The sequence below is a fragment of the Kosakonia sp. CFBP8986 genome (assembly GCF_034044935.1).
Classification (GTDB): Bacteria; Pseudomonadota; Gammaproteobacteria; order Enterobacterales; family Enterobacteriaceae; genus Kosakonia; species Kosakonia cowanii.
In genome coordinates this window covers 423,486-441,353 of the sequence record NZ_JAXCXB010000001.1, presented here as the reverse complement: position 1 = coordinate 441,353, position 17,868 = coordinate 423,486, and the positions used below count along the sequence as shown (strand labels likewise).

Below are 17,868 nucleotides of genomic sequence, written 5' to 3'. Positions count from 1 at the left end.
GCGGATACACAACGACAGCGGCGGGTTTTTTATCGCCGTCCGCTGCGAAAAATGTCACACCGGACGGCGATCTGCGATCTTAACGACCGGCTTTTAGCTTCTGATAATACTCTTCATACAGCGCGCTGGCGCTGCCAACGTCATTTTGCCACTCGCCCTTGCTGATGGTTTCCGCATCCGGGTAGAGGGATTTGTCGTTAGCCACTTCTGGCTTGAGCAACTTACGCGCGGCAAGGTTTGGCGTCGGGTAGCCAATGGTTTCCGCCACCTGTTTGGCGATCTCCGGGCGTAGCAGGAAGTTAATCAGCTTCAGCGCGCCGTCGACGTTTTTCGCGTTCGCCGGGATCGCTAGGCTGTCCATCCAGAAGATACCGCCCTCTTTAGGCCACACCACCTCCAGCGGCGTGCCCGCTTCGCGCGCAACGAACGCCGAGCCATTCCACACCATCCCGAGATTTACTTCCCCCTCCATATAGGGGTTAGCGGGGTTATCGGAGTTGAAGGCGGCGACGTTTGGCATCAGTTTTTGCAGCTCTTTATAGGCCGCTTCAATCTCTTTCGGGTCGGTGGTGTTGCCAGAGTAACCGAGCTTGCGCAGCGCCATCTGGAACACTTCGCGCGCATCATCCGTCAGCAGCAGGCTGCTTTTATACTCCGGTTTCCACAGATCGGCCCAACTGGTGACGCTTTTCGGATCCATCGCATCGCTATTCACGCCAATCGCCGTTGCGCCCCAGATGTAGGGGATCGAGTAGTCGTTGCTCGGGTCAAAGGGCTTGTTGAGCATCTGCGGATCGAGGTTGTGGAAGTTGGTCAGCTTCGTCTTATCGATCTTCTGAATCATCCCCTCTTTGCGCATTTTGTCGACAAAGTAGGTGGAAGGCACCACCAGATCGTAGGCGCCCTCTTTATAGGTTTTCAGCTTGGCGTACATCGTCTCATTCGACTCGTAGGTCGAGTAGATCACTTTGATGCCGGTCTCTTTGGTGAACTGCTCCAGCAGGCCTGGCGGCACATACTCGGTCCAGTTATAGAAGTAGATCGTTTTGTTATCATCCGCGTGGGCGGCGCTGATACCGAAGGCGAGCGCGCCTGCGGCGAGCAGGTGGCGTGACCATTTTTTCATTAAGATGTCCTCTTAGCTTTCGTCGTATCGCGAGCAATCAGCTGGCTGGCGATCACCAGCACCAGCGACAGCACTAACAGAATCGTGGCCAGCGCGTTCACTTCCGGCGAGACGCCCACTTTGACCATCGAATAAATTTTCAGCGGCAAAATCTCATACCCTGGTCCGGTAACAAACGAGGAGACCACGACGTCGTCCATCGACAGGGTAAAGCTGAGCAGCCAGCCCGCCGCCACGGCAGGCATCGCCAGTGGCAGGATAATCTTGCGCAAAATGGTGAACTCGCTGGCACCGAGATCTTTCGCCGCCTCCAGCATCCGCACATCAAACCCTTTCAGGCGCGAAAAGACCGTTACCACCACAAAAGGCAGGCAGAAGGTGATATGCGAGAAGAGCAGCGACATAAAGCCGAGCTGCACGCCGAGCAGCATAAACAGCACCAGCAGGGAGATGGCCATCACGATATCCGGCGACATCATCACCACAAACAGCATGCCGCTGACAAACGGCTTGCCGCGAAAGCGGTAGCGGTAAAGCGCCACCGCCGTCAGCGCGCCGATAAGCGTCGCGAAGGTGGCGGATAACACCGCCATGGTCAGCGAGTGCTGCGCCGCCTGCAACAGGCTGTCGTTATTCATCAGCAGGCCGTACCACTTAGTGGAGAAGCCCTGCCAGTTGATGCCAAAGCGCGAACTGTTAAAGGAGTTCACGATCAGAATGATGATCGGAATATAGAGGTAAGCGTAAATGGCGGCCATAAAACCGCCTCTGAAGAGACGACCGATCATTCCAGCTCCACCTTTTTGTTAAGCAGACGCGCGGCGCGCCAGTAGACCAGCAGCATCAGCCCCATCACTAGCGTCAGGGTGATACTGGTCGCGGAGCCGAACGGCCAGTCGCGAATATTGAGGAACTGGCTCTTAATGACGTTGCCGATCAACAGGTTTTTCGCTCCGCCCATAAGATCCGAGACGTAGAACAGCCCCATTGCCGGCAGCATCACCAGCAGGCAACCGGCGATAATCCCCGGCATGGTCAGCGGAATAATAATGCGCAGAAAGGTTTGCAGCTTGCTGGCACCGAGATCTTTCGCCGCTTCCAGCAGCGGTTTGTCGAGCTTCTCAATACTGGAGTAGAGCGGCATCACCATAAACGGCAGCAGGATATAGACCAGGCCAATAATCACCGCCCCCGGCGTAAACATGATGCGCACTGGCGTGTCGATCACCCCCAGCCAGAGCAGGAATTCGTTGAGGTAGCCTTTGGTGCTGAGGAAGATCTTCAGCCCGTAGATGCGGATCAGCGAGTTGGTCCAGAAGGGGACAATCAGCAAAAAGAGCAGAAGCGGGCGCACATTCGCCGGTAGCTTTGCCAGAAACCAGGCAAACGGGTAGCCGAGCAGCAGGCAGGCGAAGGTGGCAATCAGCGCCATATTCAGCGAATGCAGCAGCACATCGAAGTAGAGCGGATCGAGCAGCCGCGCGTAGTTATCCAGCGTGAAGACCAGCTTGACGAAGTTGGCGTCGTCGCGGGTCAGGAAGCTGGTGGCGATGATCATCAGGTTCGGCAGGAAGACAAACAGCACCAGCCAGCCGACGATGGTCGCGATCACCGCTTTCTGGAATTTACTTGTGCTCTTCATCAGCCAGCACGACCTCCCAGCTCTCGACCCAGTTGATGGCCATCTTCTGATCCAGTGAGTGGTCAAAGTCGGGATCGTCTTCGTTAAAGAACTCGCTGACCATCACCATCTTGCCGTTTTCCAGCTCAACCATCGACTCCAGCGTCATGCCTTTATAGTTGCGCTCGCGCACGTAGCCAATCAGCCCTTCAACCTCGGCGATGTCGTTGATCTCTTCGACGCGCAGATCTTCCGGGCGCAGCAGCACATTGAGCTGCTGACCACTCTCTACCGGGAAGTTGACGTAAATATTGCACTCGCGGCCTTCAACGTTGGCACGTACGCGGCTCTCGTCGAGACGCTCAATCACCGTGGCGTTGAAGATATTGATTTCGCCGATAAAGCTGGCGACAAAGAGGTTTTTCGGCTCTTCGTAGATCTCGCGCGGCGTGCCATCCTGCTCGATGCGCCCGTTACGCATCACCACGATGCGATCGGACATCGTCAGCGCTTCTTCCTGATCGTGGGTCACAAAGACAAAGGTGATACCGAGTTTCCGCTGTAACGCTTTCAGTTCGTTCTGCATCTGCTTGCGCAGCTTGTAATCGAGCGCGGAGAGGGACTCATCCAGCAGCAGTAAACGCGGTTTATTGACCACCGCGCGGGCGATGGCGACGCGCTGCTGCTGGCCGCCGGAGAGCTGGTGCGGTTTACGCTGGGCGAACTCATCAAGCTGCACCATGCGCAGGGCATCGGTGACGCGCGGGGTAATCTCGGCCGCGGGCGTCTTTTGCATCCGCAGGCCAAACGCTACGTTTTCAAACACGGTCATATGCGGGAAGAGGGCGTAACTTTGAAAAACGGTGTTCACATGGCGATGTTCCGCCGGAACGTCGGTAATATCCTGGTTATCTAACTGGATATGGCCAACATCGACGCTCTCAAGCCCGGCAATCAGGCGCAGAACCGTGGTTTTACCGCAGCCGGAGGGGCCGAGCAGCGTAAGAAATTCGCCGTTATTAATGGTGAGATTGAAATCGGAGATTACCGTTTTGCCATCAAAGCTTTTGCGCAGACCGGCCAGCTCAACCAGCGGCGAACGCGAACGCGATTGTGTATTCAATTTTTGACTCTGTCCCGTGTTTGCGCATCGGAGGGCGTATCAGATGCGGGGTTTGTGATTAACCACCTTCAGGGTTGTGCACGATTTAAGGCCAGGCATTCTACGGCAAAGCGGTTAAATCGCCAATCGTTGATGGCTTTTCGCCGCTCAATCAGTCACTTTCTCAACTACGTTTAATACGACGACCTTTAAAATATTCTCGTTTGCCGGGTAAAAGTGACCTGACGCAATATTTGTCTTTTCACGCTTACTGATAATGTTGTGACATTTTGTTAGGGGGCTTTATGGATAAGTTATTAGAGCGCTTTTTGCAGTACGTAACGCTGGATACGCAATCGAAGCCCGGCGTGCGGCAGGTGCCAAGTACGGATAGTCAATGGAAGCTCCTGCATTTACTGCAAGACCAGCTTAAAGAGATGGGGCTGGTGGACGTGACCTTAAGCGATAAGGGCACGCTGATGGCGAAACTGCCATCCAACGTCGACAAGCCGGTTCCGGCGATTGGTTTTATCTCCCACGTCGACACCTCGCCCGACTTCAGCGGCAAAAACGTTAACCCACAGATCCTCGAAAACTACCGTGGCGGTGATATTGCGCTGGGTGTCGGCGATGAGATCCTCTCGCCGGTGATGTTCCCGGTGCTGCACCAGTTGCTCGGTCATACGCTCATCACCACCGACGGCAAAACCCTGCTCGGCGCGGATGATAAAGCAGGCGTGGCGGAGATCATGACTGCGCTGGCGGTGCTGAAGACAAAAAACACTCCCCATGGCGATATCTGCGTGGCCTTCACGCCCGATGAAGAGGTGGGCAAAGGGGCGAAGTATTTCGATGTTGAGGCCTTTGGCGCGAAGTGGGCCTACACCATGGATGGCAGCGGCATCGGTGAACTGGAGTTTGAGAACTTCAACGCCGCGTCGGTGACGGTGAAAATCGTCGGCAATAACGTCCACCCCGGCACCGCAAAAGGGGTGATGGTCAATGCTATGACGCTCGCCAGCAAAATTCATGCGCGCATACCGGAAGAGGAGAGCCCGGAGCAGACCGAAGGGTATGAGGGCTTTTACCATCTCACCAGCATTAAAGGCACGGTGGATCGCGCTGAGATGCACTACATCATCCGCGATTTTGAGCGTAAATCGTTTGAAGCACGTAAACGTAAGATGATGGAGATCGCCAAAGAGGTGGGCAAAGGGCTGCACCCGGATTGCTATATCGAACTGGCGATTGAAGACAGTTATTACAATATGCGCGAGAAGGTGGCGGAGTTCCCGCACATTATCGACATTGCCCAGCAGGCGATGCGCGATTGTGATATCGAACCGCAGATGAAACCGATCCGCGGCGGCACCGACGGCGCACAGCTCTCCTTCATGGGGCTGCCCTGCCCAAATATCTTTACCGGCGGCTACAACTATCATGGCAAACACGAGTTCGCCACCCTGAACGGCATGGAGAAAGCGGTGCAGGTGATTGTGCGGATCGCGGAGTTAACCGCCGAAAGGCAGACCGCGCAGGGGTGATCCCGGCGCGGGAATGATTGCCGGATGGCGGCGCAAGCGCCTTATCCGGCCTACGGGTTAGTGCGGTGTTGTAGGCCTGATAAGCGTAGCGCCATCAGGCAACAGGGATTACGAATGGAAAAGGAGTTTCCAGATGTCTGACTATCGTCGTCATTATGTGCCCGGCGGCACATGGTTTTTCACCGTCAACCTGCGCGATCGGCGCAGCGATCTTCTTATCCGCCATATTGATACTTTGCGTCGTGCAACCCTCACGGTGAAACGCCGCCAGCCTTTTCATATCAATGCCTGGGTTATCCTGCCGGAGCATATGCACTGCATCTGGACCTTACCCGCAAACGATGATGATTTTTCCGGTCGCTGGCGCGAGCTTAAGAAAGCCTTCAGCAAGTCGCTCAGGCAGAAAGAGATCTGGCAGCCGCGCTTTTGGGAGCCACACCATCCGCGATGAGCGGGATTACCGGCATCATATGGATTATGTGTATATCAACCCGGTTAAACATGGATTTGTGAAATGCACCGCGCAATGGCCCTTTTCCACCTTTCATCGCGATGCCCGCGCCGGGGTATATCCGGAGGATTGGGCAGGGGAGATAACCGATATGGATGCCGGGGAGAGACGTTAATGCATTGCCGGATGGCGGCGTACGGGTTAGCGCGGTGTTGTAGGCCTGATAAGCGTAGCGCCATCAGGCAGTTTTCAGGCACAGTGCTCATTGCCGGATGGCGGCGTACCGCCTTATCCGGCCTACGGGTTAGTGCGGTTTTGTAGGCCTGATAAGCATAGCGCCATCAGGCATGATGCCCGATGGCGCCAGAGGATATTAATCCTCGAAGAACCAGTACCCGCTGTTTACCAGTGCGGCAAGCATGGCGAGGAAGGAGGGATCGTCCAGCGCATCGCCAAACATCTCGCCAGAAATAATGCTATGGCGAGCCAGCGCTTCGAGCGCCGGGCGGTGCGGGGAGTTGATCTTCTCGCCGTTGGCGTACACATCGTCGCCGATGCGCAGCACGCGCAGGCCGCCGAGACGCGCCAGCTTGTCGCCCTGTTTCAGCGCATCGTAAATCTCATCCGGCTGATAGGGCGGCTCTGGCGGCGCGACATCCAGCTCGTGACGCGACTGGGAGATAAACTCGCCGAGCCACTCGTTAAACTGCGCCGGTTGATTAATCAGCCCGAGCATCATCTCGCGCAGCTTATCCAACTCCTGCGGCAGGATATCCGCCGGGTGCTCGCGCTCCGGCACGTCCGGATCGCTGTAGCGCTGGCTGCCCAGCTCACGTTGCAGCACGTAATCGGCAAAGCCGCTGATCAGCTCGCGCCCGCTTGGCGCGCGGAAACCGACCGAGTAGTTGAGGGAGTTCTCCAGCGAATAACCTTCATGCGGGAATCCTGGCGGAATATAGAGGATATCGCCCGGCTCCATCTCTTCATCAATGATCGCTTCGAAAGGATCAACCTGCAGCAGATCCGGGTGCGGGCAGTGCTGCTTCAGCGGCACTTTATCCCCGACGCGCCAGCGGCGACGGCCGGTACCCTGAATAATAAAGACATCATACTGATCGAGGTGCGGACCAACGCCGCCGCCAGGCACCGAGAAGGAGATCATCAGATCGTCGGTGCGCCAGTCCGGCAGCACGCGGAAGGGGCTCATCAGTGCTGCAGCAGGCTGATGCCAGTGGTTCACCGCCTGTACCAGCAGCGACCAGTTGTTTTCGCCCATGTGATCGTAACTCTCAAACGGGCCGTGGCTTACCTGCCATTTGCCATCAAGATGGCTGACCAGGCGGCTGTCGACTTCATTTTCCATCGCCAGCCCCGCCAGTTCGTCCGGGCTAATCGGGTCGACGAAATCCTTAATTCCGCGTTTCAGCACCACCGGGCGTTTCTGCCAGTAGCGTTGAATAAAATCTGGCCAGTTTATCTCTACGTGATATTCCATATACATTTCCGGCAATTAATCATGGGCTGAATAATCGATTATAGCTGGGTTAAGGGGGTTCAGTCGCCCGTTATTCCCGTTTGCTGACGACCAAAAATCACTTCCATGCGCGCGCCGCCGAGCAGGCTGTCGCCGGTCAGGATCTGCCCGCCATACTGCTCGACGATCTCCCGCGCCACCGAAAGCCCGACGCCCTGGCCCGGACGCAGCGTGTCGGCGCGCTGACCGCGATCGAACACCAGTTCGCGTTTTGCCAGCGGAATGCCGGGGCCATCATCCTCCACCACAATATGCAGGGTGTCGTCGCTCTGGTTAACGGAGACCTCAACAAACTCGAGGCAATATTTGCAGGCGTTATCCAGCACGTTGCCCATCACTTCCATAAAGTCGTTCTGCTCGCCGACAAAACCCACTTCCGGCGAGATATCGAGCGTGATATTGACCCCTTTGCGCTGATAGACCTTATTCAGCGCGGAAGTGAGGTTATCGAGCAGTGAGGCGACCGGATGCAGCTCGCGGCTGAGCATGCTGCTGCCGCGCATGGTGGCGCGGTGCAGGTAGTAACCAATCTGCTGCGAGATGCGGCTGATCTGCTCAAGCATTACCGGTTCGGCTTCGCTGACGCTCATCTTGTCACTGCGCAGCGAGCGCAACGTGCTTTGCAGCACCGCCAGCGGCGTTTTCAGGCTGTGGGTGAGGTCGGTCAAGGTGGTGCGATATTTGTCATAGCGCTCACGCTCGCTTTTCAGCAAGCGGTTGAGGTTAAGCACCAGGCTGGTCAACTCGCGGGTGGTTTCCGGGTTGAGCTGCTCGCGGTGGTGCTCCTCCAGCTCGCGCACTTCGCGCGCCAGATCCTCAATTGGCCGCAGACTCCACCAGGCCGCCAGCCATAGCAGCGGGATCACCAGCAGCAGGTTGGCCGAGAGCACATAGATAAACCAGTTCCACACCATATAGGAGCGTTTAAGCTCAATCGGGATGGTATCGACCACCACGATGGTCAACTGCGGCATACGCGCGGTGGCAGGGTAGAGGTTTACCGCCACCGAGTGGGTCATTTCAGAGTCGCTGTCATCTTCGCGGATCGCTTTGAGTTGCTCCGAGGCGGCATGATCGTCGTTGATCAGCGTGCTGGTGGAGTCAATATCCGCTTCAATTTCATGAAAACCATCGCTTTTCAGCCACTCCGGCTCAATACGCTTTTGCAACCACGGCACATTCCGCTGGGACCAGATCAGCTTGCCGTTTTTGTCGTAGATAAAGGTCATGGTCGGGCTTTGCAGATCAAGATTTTCCGGCAGGTCGATCTCCAGCTTGTTCTCTTTCCACTGCGCCAGCGTATAGAAGAGGTTGCTCTCGCCGCGCAGCAGTCGAAAGGTGGTTTTATCGAAGCTGACGCTGTAACCGACCAGCGCGACCACGCCATAGGCCAGCGACAGCACCATCACTACCGCGGCGGTGGCGAGTAAAAAGCGCACCCGCAGTGAGAGTGGGAAGAGGTGCCGCAGCAGGCGTTTCATTTTGGCAGTTCGAAAAGGTAGCCCTGACCGCGCACGGTGGTGATCACCTCATCGGGATACTGGGCCTGGATCTTTTTGCGCAGGCGACCCATCAGCACATCAATGGTGTGGCTCTCGCGCAGTTCGGCATCGGGGTAGAGTTGCAGCATCAGCGAATCTTTGCTCACCACTTTGCCGCTGTTACGGATCAGCGTCTCCATAATGGTGTATTCAAAGGCGGTAAGTTTGACCACTTCTTCATTGACCGAGAGTTCGCGGCGTGAGAGGTCAACCTGGAACGGTGGCATGGAAATCAGCTGTGAGGCGAGGCCGCTGTTACGGCGCATCAGCGCCTGAATGCGCGCCACCACTTCTTCGATATGGAACGGTTTGGTGACGTAGTCATCGGCGCCCGCACTCAGCACTTCGACCTTATCCTGCCACCCTTCGCGCGCGGTAAGCACCAGCACCGGGAGTGAGACTTCGTGGCTGCGCCAGCGGCGGATCAGCGACAGGCCATCTTCATCCGGCAGGCCAAGATCGACAATCGCGATATCCGGCAGGTGTTCGTTTAGAAAGTAATCCGCTTCCTTTGCATCTTCAGCGGCGTCGACCTGATGTCCCAGCTCCTGCAACTGCACTTTTAAGTGGTGGCGCAGCAGAGCATTATCTTCCACAACCAGTACGCGCATCGTCAGACCTCTCCCTCTATTTTTGGAGTGAATAGTTTAACGCTGATTTTGTTACAAGAGGGATAAACATTTACTCAACCGTAACAGGAAGATGCCCTCTTTCCGGCGAAAGAGGGCGGGCAGAGCGGGCGGGGCTTATTTCAACTCATCAACCATGGTGATAGCGCGACCAATATAGTTGGCCGGCGTCATCGCTTTCAGGCGCACTTTTTCCTCCTCCGGCAGCGCCAGGCTGTCGATAAACTGCTTCATGCCTTCGGCGTCAACGCGCTTACCGCGGGTCAGCTCTTTCAGTTTTTCGTACGGCTTCTCAATGCCGTAACGGCGCATCACCGTCTGAATCGGCTCGGCCAGCACTTCCCAGTTGTGATCCAGCTCATCCAGCAGGCGGTCGCGGTTCACTTCCAGTTTGCTGACGCCTTTCAGAGTCGACTGGTAAGCGATCAGCGCATAACCGACGCCGACGCCGAGATTACGCAGCACTGTCGAGTCGGTCAGATCGCGCTGCCAGCGCGAGACCGGCAGTTTGCTCGCCAGGTGTTGCAGCACGGCATTCGACAGGCCGAGGTTGCCTTCGGAGTTTTCAAAGTCAATCGGGTTCACTTTATGCGGCATGGTCGAGGAGCCAATCTCCCCGGCGATGGTCTTCTGCTTAAAGTGGTTCAGGGCGATATAACCCCAGACGTCGCGGTCGAAGTCGATGAGGATGGTGTTGAAGCGCGCCATGCAGTCAAACAGCTCGGCGATGTAGTCATGGGGCTCAATCTGCGTGGTGTAGGGGTTCCACTCAATGCCTAATGAGGTGACAAACTCTTCGCTGAACTGGTGCCAGTCCACTTCCGGATAAGCGGCGATATGGGCGTTATAGTTGCCAACCGCGCCGTTGATTTTGCCGAGGATTTCCACCTGGTTGAGCTGGCGGTACTGGCGCTCCATACGGTAAGCGACGTTCGCCATCTCTTTACCGATGGTCGACGGGGTGGCCGGTTGACCGTGGGTGCGCGACAGCAGCGGAATATCACGGTACTCAACGGCCAGCGCTTTCACCGCGTCAATCAGCTGACGCCAGTAAGGCAGGATCACCTCATCGCGGGCGCTTTTCAGCATCAGGGCGTGGGAGAGATTGTTGATATCTTCGGAGGTGCAGGCGAAGTGGATAAACTCAGAGACCGCGTGCAGTTCCGGAACCTCGGCCACTTTCTCTTTCAGAAAGTACTCCACCGCTTTCACGTCGTGGTTAGTGGTGCGCTCAATGGTTTTGATGCGCTGCGCATCTTCAACCGAGAAGTCCGTCACGATTTTATCGAGGAAACCGTTTGCGTGGTCGGCAAAAGCAGGAACTTCCTTGATCGCCGCGTGTGCCGCCAGTTTTTGCAGCCAGCGTACTTCAACCTGAACGCGAAACTTCAGCAAACCGAATTCGCTGAAGATCCCGCGCAGCGCGCTGACTTTATCGCCGTAGCGTCCATCGACAGGGGAAACGGCGGTCAGTGAGGATAATTCCATAAGTCACAACTCCGGGAGGTTAACAATGAGCGAGAATGTGTTTGGCCTGTGTCGACAGGCGATTACGGGAAAACATTAACTGTAGCCGACCGCCGCCCACCTGGTGCCACAGCACGGCGGCGCGGATGCCAGCCAGCAGGGTGGCGCGCACTTTGGCCTGCACCTGCGCGCTTTGCAAAATGGCAGGGGAGCCGGTGACCTGAATGCGCGGCCCGAGCGGGCTGATGACGTCGACATAGATGGCGGCCATCGCACTCAGCAGGGTGTCGGATTGCAGATCGAAGTGTTCAAGCTGGCGCTGCAGGCCACCAATGCGGGTGCCGAGCGTCTCCATCGCCGCTTTTTTTGCCGCCAGCTTGCGCTCGAGCACCATCATGCTCAGGGTGTAGCGGGTCACTTCCCCGTTCAGCCCCTGGCGGTTGCTGCCGTTGAGCACGCCAAGCAGCGACTCCAGGCCAATGCGCAGGTTGGCTTCGCTGCCGCCAAACACGCCGAGGGTGGAGTCCGGGTTCATATCGATAACGCTATTAAGGGAAACGTGCAGCGCGTCGGCGTCACAGTGGCCCTGGTGCGCAAGCTCCTGCACCAGACGTGCTGACTGACAGATGCCTGCCAGCGCCAGGGTAATGTCGTAATAGTTCTTCGCCACACTTACTCCTTTTTGTGCCCGCGTCTGAGTGCATCTGCGCGGGCGTTAGCCAGTCCGATATCGCTAAAACAGAGTTAAACCGGCAGCGGCAGGCGCTGCTCGATAATGCCGCCGCCAAGGCAGACGTCATCCAGATAGAAGACGGCGGATTGACCCGGCGTGACGGCAGCCACCGGCTCGTCGAAACGCACTTCAATGCGATCGTCGTCCAGCGCCGTGACGGTGCAAGGAATATCCTGCTGGCGGTAGCGGGTTTTCACCGTAAAGCGCAGCGTGCCATTGACCGGCTCGCGATCGACCCAGTGCAGCTGCTGGGCAATCAGCCCGACCGACATCAGGCGCGGGTGATCGTGGCCCTGGGCGACGATAAGGATATTGTTTTCGACATCTTTGTCGACCACATACCACGGATCTTCGCTGCCCTCTTTAGTGCCGCCAATGCCTAAGCCTTTGCGCTGGCCCAGAGTGTGGTACATCAGGCCCTGGTGTTCGCCGATCGCTTCGCCATCAACGGTGACGATTTTGCCCGGCTGCGCAGGCAGATAGCGGCCAAGGAACTCGCGGAATTTGCGCTCGCCGATAAAGCAGATACCGGTTGAGTCTTTCTTCTTCGCGGTGGCAAGGCCCAGCTCTTCGGCGATTTTACGCACCTGAGGCTTTTCGAGTTCGCCGACCGGGAAGAGGCTCTGGGCGATCTGTTCATGGCCCAGCGTATAGAGGAAGTAGCTCTGATCCTTGTTGCCGTCGAGACCGCGCAGCAGGCGGCTTTTGCCGTCGACATCGGCGCGGCGCACATAGTGGCCGGTGGCAATATAGTCCGCGCCAAGATCTTCGGCGGCGAACTCAAGGAAGGCTTTAAATTTGATCTCTTTGTTGCAGAGAATATCGGGATTCGGCGTGCGCCCGGCTTTGTACTCCGCAAGGAAGTGCTCAAAGACGTTGTCCCAGTACTCTGCGGCAAAATTGACGGTGTGAAGCTCAATGCCGAGCTTGTCGCAGACGGCCTGCGCGTCGGCCAGATCCGCCGCCGCGGTGCAGTATTCCTCGCCGTCATCCTCTTCCCAGTTCTTCATGAACAGGCCTTCCACCTTGTAACCTTGTTGCTGCAACAAGTAGGCGGAAACGGAAGAGTCGACACCGCCGGACATGCCGACGATCACTTTTTTTGGGCTATCAGACATAGAATACTCACAACGAAGAACTTCAGGGCGGCGTATTCTAGCACGCACTGCTCGCTCAGGCATCCCCTGTAAACGGCCAGTTAAATTCTGCGATTGTCGCCAGCGGCAGACGCTGACCGCTCTGGTAGCAGCGAATACTCTCGGCAACCAGCGGCGAGCGCAGGTTTGACGCAGTGAGGATCTCCTCAGCCGTTACCCACAAACAGCGGTCGATGTCGCTGTCGTGCGGCTCAGTGGCGCACATTTCGTTAAGCTCAATAGCAAACAGGAAGCGCAAAAAGGGCGTGTTGTCGGGCGCAATCCACTGATGCATGCGGATAAAGTGCTGCGGCGCGGCATCGATACCTGTCTCTTCCCACAGCTCGCGCTTCGCGGCCTGCACTAATGTTTCGTCCGCTTCAAGATGACCGGCAGGCTGGTTCCACAATACCTTGTCGCGGATCGTCTCTTCGACAACGAGGAACTTTCCCTGCGCGTGAACCACACAGGCTACGGTGACATGGGGTTTAAACATCGATTTCTCCCTGGCAGTTAAGCGTCACGCCATTCGCCATTGGCGAGGTTTTCCAGCGTGTAGTTTCCCATAGCGTAGCGGATGAGGCGCAAAGTGGGAAAGCCAACGTGGGCAGTCATTCGCCGCACCTGGCGATTGCGGCCTTCATAAAGGGTGATTTTCAGCCAACAGGCCGGGATCGATTTGCGCTCGCGAATCGGCGGGTTACGCGACCACAGCCAGGCGGGCTCCTCAACACGCTCAACCTCAGCGGGCAGGGTAGGACCATCGTTGAGCGTCACGCCAGTGCGTAACTGTGCAAGCGCCTCTTCAGTGGGTTCGCCTTCGACCTGCACATAGTAGATTTTCCCGGTGCGTTTACCCGGCTGGGTCAACCGCGCTTGCAGCGCGCCGTCGTTTGTTAACACCAGTAACCCTTCGCTGTCGCGATCGAGACGGCCTGCGGCATAGACGCCAGGAACGTCGATATACTCTTTAAGGGTGCTGCGCCCGGCTTCGTCGGTGAACTGGGGTAAAACATCGTAGGGTTTATTAAACAAAATCACGCGCGTTGGCGCGCTTTTTTCAGCCGTTCGGGCGGGTTGTCGTGAGCTGAATCGCTCAAGCTTGTGATTTCTATAAGAAGTTTTCGTCATGGTATTTTCACAGGTTATCAATTGCCGCATTATAGCGGAATCATGATTGCCTTTCATGGCGTCGAACTATCGGTTAGTATTGACGGGCTCATTACAATTCATTAACAAAAAACGGTTTGCTCTGTGTGATTCACGTAACAGGTGAGCGGACGCAGTCTGAGCGCCCCGGCATGAAGTCAGCGAGCAAAACAACCAGAAGCGCTCGAAGGAGAGGTGAATGGAAAGCAAAGTAGTTGTTCCGGCGGAAGGTAGTAAGATCACCCTGCAAAATGGCAAGCTCAACGTTCCTGTTAACCCGATTATCCCGTTTATTGAAGGCGACGGTATCGGCGTTGACGTGACCCCGGCAATGCTGAAAGTGGTCGATGCCGCTGTGGAAAAAGCCTACAAAGGTGAGCGTAAAATTTCCTGGATGGAGATTTACACGGGCGAGAAATCGACCCAGGTTTATGGCCAGGATGTCTGGCTGCCGCCTGAAACACTGGATCTGATTCGTGATTACCGCGTAGCGATTAAAGGCCCTCTGACCACCCCGGTTGGCGGCGGTATCCGTTCTCTGAACGTTGCCCTGCGCCAGGAGCTAGATCTCTATGTCTGCCTGCGCCCGGTGCGCTACTACCAGGGCACCCCGAGCCCGGTGAAACAGCCTGAACTGACCGACATGGTCATCTTCCGTGAGAACTCCGAAGATATCTACGCTGGCATCGAGTGGAAAGCTGACTCTGCCGACGCGGAAAAAGTGATCAAATTCCTGCGCGAAGAGATGGGCGTGAAGAAAATTCGCTTCCCGGAACATTGCGGTATCGGCATCAAGCCGTGCTCCGAAGAGGGCACCAAACGCCTGGTTCGTGCAGCGATCGAATACGCCATCACCAACGACCGTGATTCCGTGACGCTGGTGCACAAAGGCAACATCATGAAGTTCACCGAAGGCGCGTTCAAAGATTGGGGTTACCAGCTGGCTCAGCAGGAGTTTGGCGGTGAGCTGATCGACGGCGGCCCGTGGCAGAAAATCAAGAACCCGAAAACCGGCAAAGAGATCATCATTAAAGATGTGATCGCCGATGCGTTCCTGCAGCAGATCCTGCTGCGTCCGGCAGAGTATGACGTTATCGCCTGTATGAACCTGAACGGCGACTACATCTCCGACGCCCTGGCGGCACAGGTTGGCGGTATCGGTATCGCGCCTGGCGCGAACATCGGCGACGAGTGCGCACTGTTCGAAGCCACCCACGGCACCGCGCCGAAATACGCAGGCCAGGATAAAGTGAACCCGGGCTCCATCATTCTCTCTGCTGAGATGATGCTGCGTCATATGGAATGGTTCGAAGCCGCAGACCTGATCGTTAAAGGTATGGAAGGCGCGATTGCTGCCAAAACCGTGACCTACGATTTCGAACGTCTGATGGATGGCGCTAAGCTGCTGAAATGTTCAGAGTTTGGCGACGCGATTATCGCGAACATGTAATCCGCGCTGCGGGCTGCACAAGAACGGGGGCCTGATGGTTCCCGTTTTTTATAATTAGCTTTCGAATGTTTATCAAAAAATTATCAAAATAATTTATCAAAACTGCAAGGATAGTAAGCATCATGTTTCGTGCTTTGATACTCATATCTGTAGGTATGATCATCAGCTATGGTTATGGCTATCTATTAACAAATAGTTTGTGGCTGTTTAAAGGCATGACACCTGAACAAAAAGGTGTTTTTGGAGACTCGTGGGGCGCATTCACATCGATTTTCTCAGCTCTAGGTTTTTGTGGGGTATTATGGACGATAAAATTGCAGACAGATGCTACAAAAAAGCTAGAGGATGATTCAAAAAATAGAGAAGAATCGGAGAGGTTGAGGGATTTTGAGAATTCATTCTTTAATTTGCTCAATATATTGCAGACAATAATAAAAGATATGAATATTCCAGAAGGGAAAAACTCTAGAGGTAGAGAGGGACGTTCAGTATTTTCGTATCGCTATACGCGTTTCAAAATTCACTGCCAATCTGAGTATGAGTTTGAAAACATCAAGCATCTGGAAAAAGAAAAATTTTCATTAGAAAATGAAAAGAAATTATTTTCAGAACGATTCGAAAATTACTTTAGTAATAAATCTAATAATTTTTCTCATTATTATCGTTATCTATACAATTTGTTTAGATTTGTAGATAATTCATTTATTAACGAAGATAACAAAAAGAAGTATGCAAATATATTGAGAGCGCAAATTTCAAATAATGAAATGATGATGTTATTTTATAATGGCATTTCAAGGCATGGGTTGAAGTTCAAGTATTATATCGAGAAATATTCTATTTTTGACAATCTCCCGGTCGAAAAAATGATTAGTGATGCGCATGTGTTATTTTATGATGCCCCAGCTTGGGGTGAAAATAATGATGCTCTATTACTAATTAACTCAGCGAAAATGAAACAATTGATAGATTGTTAGGGGGGGCATTTATTAAACACCCCCTGACACTAAATAGCCACGGTAACCCAATCTTTACCTCTGTCATCGTGGTATTTAGCTGTCTGTTTAGGTGATTTATGCCCAAGGAGTTTTTGAGTATCAATACCTTGAACCTCGTAAAGGCGCTCTGCTAAAGAGCGCTGTTCATGGAAAGTGGCTGGACTACCATCCCCCCAATCGATACTTGCTTTATCCCGCGCTTTGCTGAAATTCATTGTTATAGTATTCGATTTGACCTGTGCGCCGCGTTCAGCTTGAGAAGTGGCACGAAAAAAATGAACCAGATATTGGCTTACTGCATAATCCCTACAACGCGCAACTACTTCACGCAAACTCCAGTTAATCGCGTTTAGTCTTAGAGATAGCGGGATCGCTAACTTGCTTCCTGTTTTCTCTTGAACAACATGAAGATGGTCATCCCAAATATCGGTGAATTTCATGTTAGAAATATCCCCGAGGCGCTGACCAGTAACGAGCGCCAATAGCATTGCATTTCCCATGTATTGATGGCGGGTATCAGCTATCGCGAAAATTTTTTGCCATTCTTCGAGGCTTAAACGTTGTCGGGTAATTCGCCGGCGCGGTTGTTTTGTAGCAAGAGCCGGGTTATAACCCGGTGGTACCTCGCCATAATGTTGGGCTTCCTTGAAAACATCGATCAAAACAGAGCGGATCACCTGTGCCATCCTCGGTTGACCTTCTGCAACATAGGACTCCAGTATCTCAGCTATATCCCGCACATTTACCGACGAGATCGATTTCGTACCTACCCGCTCACGAAGCAAAGCTACTGGTTTTGCTTTTTGCTTATAGGTGTTCAGTTTGATATCGCCACTTTCTAGTCTTTCACTTTGGATCTTCCAGTAACGATCAAGCCAGGTGTGTGCGGTTATAGCTTTACCTTTGCCTGTCGCTATTTTGTCGCTGATCGCTATGATTTGCCGAGAACGCTGTTCTGCGAGTCTAGTATTAGCCTCAGTAGCAATAGCTATAGCCTCTGCTTCATCTGTACCTAGTGCATGAAATTTACCCGTAATAGGGTGTTTATAACGCCAGTAAACTTTATTGACCTTCCGGCTATACAGCGGATATAAATTCGGTACGCTTACATTATTTTTACGGGGTCTGGCAGCCATCGTTAAGGATCCTTAATAACTTTGGTGAATCAGAATTCTTGATAATGGGCGAAGCTAATTCACCAACCAGTTCCGCATCTTCACGTACACGCCACAATCTTCCTTGCTTCATCGCGGGTGGCGAAAAAAGGTTTTGTTTTGCATAACGACGAAGAGTGGAAACACTGGGGGGATTGCTGCGATATTTATCTGCTGCCCATTCCTCAAGCGTCAACATCTGAATCATGTTCGGTTCTCCGCTACCGGCTGCA

Annotated in this window: 17 protein-coding genes and 1 pseudogene; 4 read left to right on the top strand and 14 right to left on the bottom strand. The window is 54.3% G+C overall.

What is annotated here, in order from left to right; all coding sequences use genetic code 11:
- Positions 1 to 79 precede the first annotated feature (79 nt).
- Genes potD through potA form a run of 4 tightly spaced genes read right to left on the bottom strand, consistent with a single transcriptional unit; the run spans position 80 to position 3,870 of the window.
- Complete coding sequence (potD, locus tag SOM48_RS02080) at positions 80 to 1,126, bottom strand: spermidine/putrescine ABC transporter substrate-binding protein PotD (protein WP_076769701.1); 1,047 nt, start codon at positions 1,124 to 1,126, stop codon at positions 80 to 82.
- The gene (potC, locus tag SOM48_RS02075) at positions 1,126 to 1,914 is read right to left on the bottom strand and encodes a spermidine/putrescine ABC transporter permease PotC (protein ID WP_023481287.1); all 789 of its coding nucleotides are present in this window, start codon (positions 1,912 to 1,914) and stop codon (positions 1,126 to 1,128) included. Before potC ends, potD begins: the two co-directional genes overlap by 1 nt.
- Positions 1,911 to 2,768, bottom strand: a complete 858-nt coding sequence (gene potB / locus SOM48_RS02070; protein WP_279791795.1) for a spermidine/putrescine ABC transporter permease PotB — start codon at positions 2,766 to 2,768, stop codon at positions 1,911 to 1,913. The genes potC and potB overlap by 4 nt, the downstream gene beginning before the upstream one ends.
- A complete protein-coding gene (potA, locus tag SOM48_RS02065; protein WP_023481534.1) occupies positions 2,752 to 3,870 on the bottom strand; it encodes a spermidine/putrescine ABC transporter ATP-binding protein PotA in 1,119 nt (372 codons plus the stop codon). Before potA ends, potB begins: the two co-directional genes overlap by 17 nt.
- 284 nt (positions 3,871 to 4,154) lie before the next feature.
- Here potA and pepT point away from each other — a divergent pair, with 284 nt between their 5' ends.
- Together pepT and SOM48_RS02055 are read left to right on the top strand one after the other, a co-directional pair.
- Positions 4,155 to 5,393, top strand: coding sequence for a peptidase T (gene pepT / locus SOM48_RS02060; RefSeq protein ID WP_139567075.1), 1,239 nt, complete (start codon positions 4,155 to 4,157; stop codon positions 5,391 to 5,393).
- A 133-nt stretch (positions 5,394 to 5,526) separates the two neighbouring features.
- Positions 5,527 to 6,019, top strand: a pseudogene (locus SOM48_RS02055) (REP-associated tyrosine transposase).
- Between the two features lie 198 nt (positions 6,020 to 6,217).
- Here SOM48_RS02055 and SOM48_RS02050 read toward each other — a convergent pair.
- The 8 genes from SOM48_RS02050 to rluE all read right to left on the bottom strand — a co-directional run bounded on the left by SOM48_RS02050 (position 6,218) and on the right by rluE (position 14,045).
- Positions 6,218 to 7,339, bottom strand: a complete 1,122-nt coding sequence (locus tag SOM48_RS02050) for a ribosomal protein uL16 3-hydroxylase (RefSeq protein ID WP_320511348.1) — start codon at positions 7,337 to 7,339, stop codon at positions 6,218 to 6,220.
- Between the two features lie 59 nt (positions 7,340 to 7,398).
- Positions 7,399 to 8,859 carry a two-component system sensor histidine kinase PhoQ gene (gene phoQ / locus SOM48_RS02045; protein ID WP_288880153.1) on the bottom strand — a complete coding sequence of 487 codons (1,461 nt, stop codon included), beginning with the start codon at positions 8,857 to 8,859 and terminating at the stop codon, positions 7,399 to 7,401.
- Positions 8,856 to 9,530 (bottom strand): two-component system response regulator PhoP, encoded by a 675-nt coding sequence (gene phoP, locus SOM48_RS02040; protein ID WP_023481368.1) that lies wholly within the window; start codon positions 9,528 to 9,530, stop codon positions 8,856 to 8,858. Before phoP ends, phoQ begins: the two co-directional genes overlap by 4 nt.
- 135 nt (positions 9,531 to 9,665) lie before the next feature.
- Complete coding sequence (purB, locus tag SOM48_RS02035; RefSeq protein WP_054802946.1) at positions 9,666 to 11,036, bottom strand: adenylosuccinate lyase; 1,371 nt, start codon at positions 11,034 to 11,036, stop codon at positions 9,666 to 9,668.
- A 19-nt stretch (positions 11,037 to 11,055) separates the two neighbouring features.
- Positions 11,056 to 11,685 carry a high frequency lysogenization protein HflD gene (gene hflD, locus SOM48_RS02030; RefSeq protein ID WP_042717549.1) on the bottom strand — a complete coding sequence of 210 codons (630 nt, stop codon included), beginning with the start codon at positions 11,683 to 11,685 and terminating at the stop codon, positions 11,056 to 11,058.
- Positions 11,686 to 11,759: 74 nt separating this feature from the next.
- Positions 11,760 to 12,866 (bottom strand): tRNA 2-thiouridine(34) synthase MnmA, encoded by a 1,107-nt coding sequence (gene mnmA / locus SOM48_RS02025; protein WP_320511347.1) that lies wholly within the window; start codon positions 12,864 to 12,866, stop codon positions 11,760 to 11,762.
- Between the two features lie 55 nt (positions 12,867 to 12,921).
- Positions 12,922 to 13,380, bottom strand: coding sequence for an NUDIX hydrolase (locus SOM48_RS02020; RefSeq protein WP_128483164.1), 459 nt, complete (start codon positions 13,378 to 13,380; stop codon positions 12,922 to 12,924).
- Positions 13,381 to 13,397: 17 nt separating this feature from the next.
- Positions 13,398 to 14,045: a 23S rRNA pseudouridine(2457) synthase RluE gene (gene rluE, locus SOM48_RS02015; protein ID WP_320511346.1), complete on the bottom strand. Its 648-nt coding sequence runs from the start codon at positions 14,043 to 14,045 to the stop codon at positions 13,398 to 13,400.
- A 187-nt stretch (positions 14,046 to 14,232) separates the two neighbouring features.
- On the opposite strand from rluE, the gene icd reads away from it, so the two are divergent.
- Together icd and SOM48_RS02005 are read left to right on the top strand one after the other, a co-directional pair.
- The gene (gene icd / locus SOM48_RS02010) at positions 14,233 to 15,483 is read left to right on the top strand and encodes an NADP-dependent isocitrate dehydrogenase (protein WP_023481567.1); all 1,251 of its coding nucleotides are present in this window, start codon (positions 14,233 to 14,235) and stop codon (positions 15,481 to 15,483) included.
- A 122-nt stretch (positions 15,484 to 15,605) separates the two neighbouring features.
- A complete protein-coding gene (locus SOM48_RS02005; protein ID WP_320511345.1) occupies positions 15,606 to 16,460 on the top strand; it encodes a putative phage abortive infection protein in 855 nt (284 codons plus the stop codon).
- 29 nt (positions 16,461 to 16,489) lie between these two features.
- Here the strand turns inward: SOM48_RS02005 and SOM48_RS02000 are convergent, their stop codons facing one another.
- Positions 16,490 to 17,617, bottom strand: coding sequence for a site-specific integrase (locus tag SOM48_RS02000; protein ID WP_320511344.1), 1,128 nt, complete (start codon positions 17,615 to 17,617; stop codon positions 16,490 to 16,492).
- Positions 17,598 to 17,843 (bottom strand): excisionase, encoded by a 246-nt coding sequence (locus SOM48_RS01995; protein ID WP_074777952.1) that lies wholly within the window; start codon positions 17,841 to 17,843, stop codon positions 17,598 to 17,600. The genes SOM48_RS02000 and SOM48_RS01995 overlap by 20 nt, the downstream gene beginning before the upstream one ends.
- Positions 17,844 to 17,868 lie beyond the last annotated feature (25 nt).

What these genes read in the sequence shown, in the direction of transcription:
- SOM48_RS02050 (WP_320511348.1), bottom strand. Translation starts at nt 7,339, where the DNA reads ATGGAATATCACGTAGAGATAAACTGGCCAGATTTTATTCAACGCTAC.
- phoQ (WP_288880153.1), bottom strand. Translation starts at nt 8,859, where the DNA reads ATGAAACGCCTGCTGCGGCACCTCTTCCCACTCTCACTGCGGGTGCGC.
- pepT (WP_139567075.1), top strand. Translation starts at nt 4,155, where the DNA reads ATGGATAAGTTATTAGAGCGCTTTTTGCAGTACGTAACGCTGGATACG.
- icd (WP_023481567.1), top strand. Translation starts at nt 14,233, where the DNA reads ATGGAAAGCAAAGTAGTTGTTCCGGCGGAAGGTAGTAAGATCACCCTG.
- SOM48_RS02000 (WP_320511344.1), bottom strand. Translation starts at nt 17,617, where the DNA reads ATGGCTGCCAGACCCCGTAAAAATAATGTAAGCGTACCGAATTTATAT.
- potB (WP_279791795.1), bottom strand. Translation starts at nt 2,768, where the DNA reads ATGAAGAGCACAAGTAAATTCCAGAAAGCGGTGATCGCGACCATCGTC.
- purB (WP_054802946.1), bottom strand. Translation starts at nt 11,036, where the DNA reads ATGGAATTATCCTCACTGACCGCCGTTTCCCCTGTCGATGGACGCTAC.
- SOM48_RS01995 (WP_074777952.1), bottom strand. Translation starts at nt 17,843, where the DNA reads ATGATTCAGATGTTGACGCTTGAGGAATGGGCAGCAGATAAATATCGC.
- SOM48_RS02020 (WP_128483164.1), bottom strand. Translation starts at nt 13,380, where the DNA reads ATGTTTAAACCCCATGTCACCGTAGCCTGTGTGGTTCACGCGCAGGGA.
- mnmA (WP_320511347.1), bottom strand. Translation starts at nt 12,866, where the DNA reads ATGTCTGATAGCCCAAAAAAAGTGATCGTCGGCATGTCCGGCGGTGTC.
- rluE (WP_320511346.1), bottom strand. Translation starts at nt 14,045, where the DNA reads ATGCGGCAATTGATAACCTGTGAAAATACCATGACGAAAACTTCTTAT.
- potC (WP_023481287.1), bottom strand. Translation starts at nt 1,914, where the DNA reads ATGATCGGTCGTCTCTTCAGAGGCGGTTTTATGGCCGCCATTTACGCT.
- SOM48_RS02005 (WP_320511345.1), top strand. Translation starts at nt 15,606, where the DNA reads ATGTTTCGTGCTTTGATACTCATATCTGTAGGTATGATCATCAGCTAT.
- phoP (WP_023481368.1), bottom strand. Translation starts at nt 9,530, where the DNA reads ATGCGCGTACTGGTTGTGGAAGATAATGCTCTGCTGCGCCACCACTTA.
- potD (WP_076769701.1), bottom strand. Translation starts at nt 1,126, where the DNA reads ATGAAAAAATGGTCACGCCACCTGCTCGCCGCAGGCGCGCTCGCCTTC.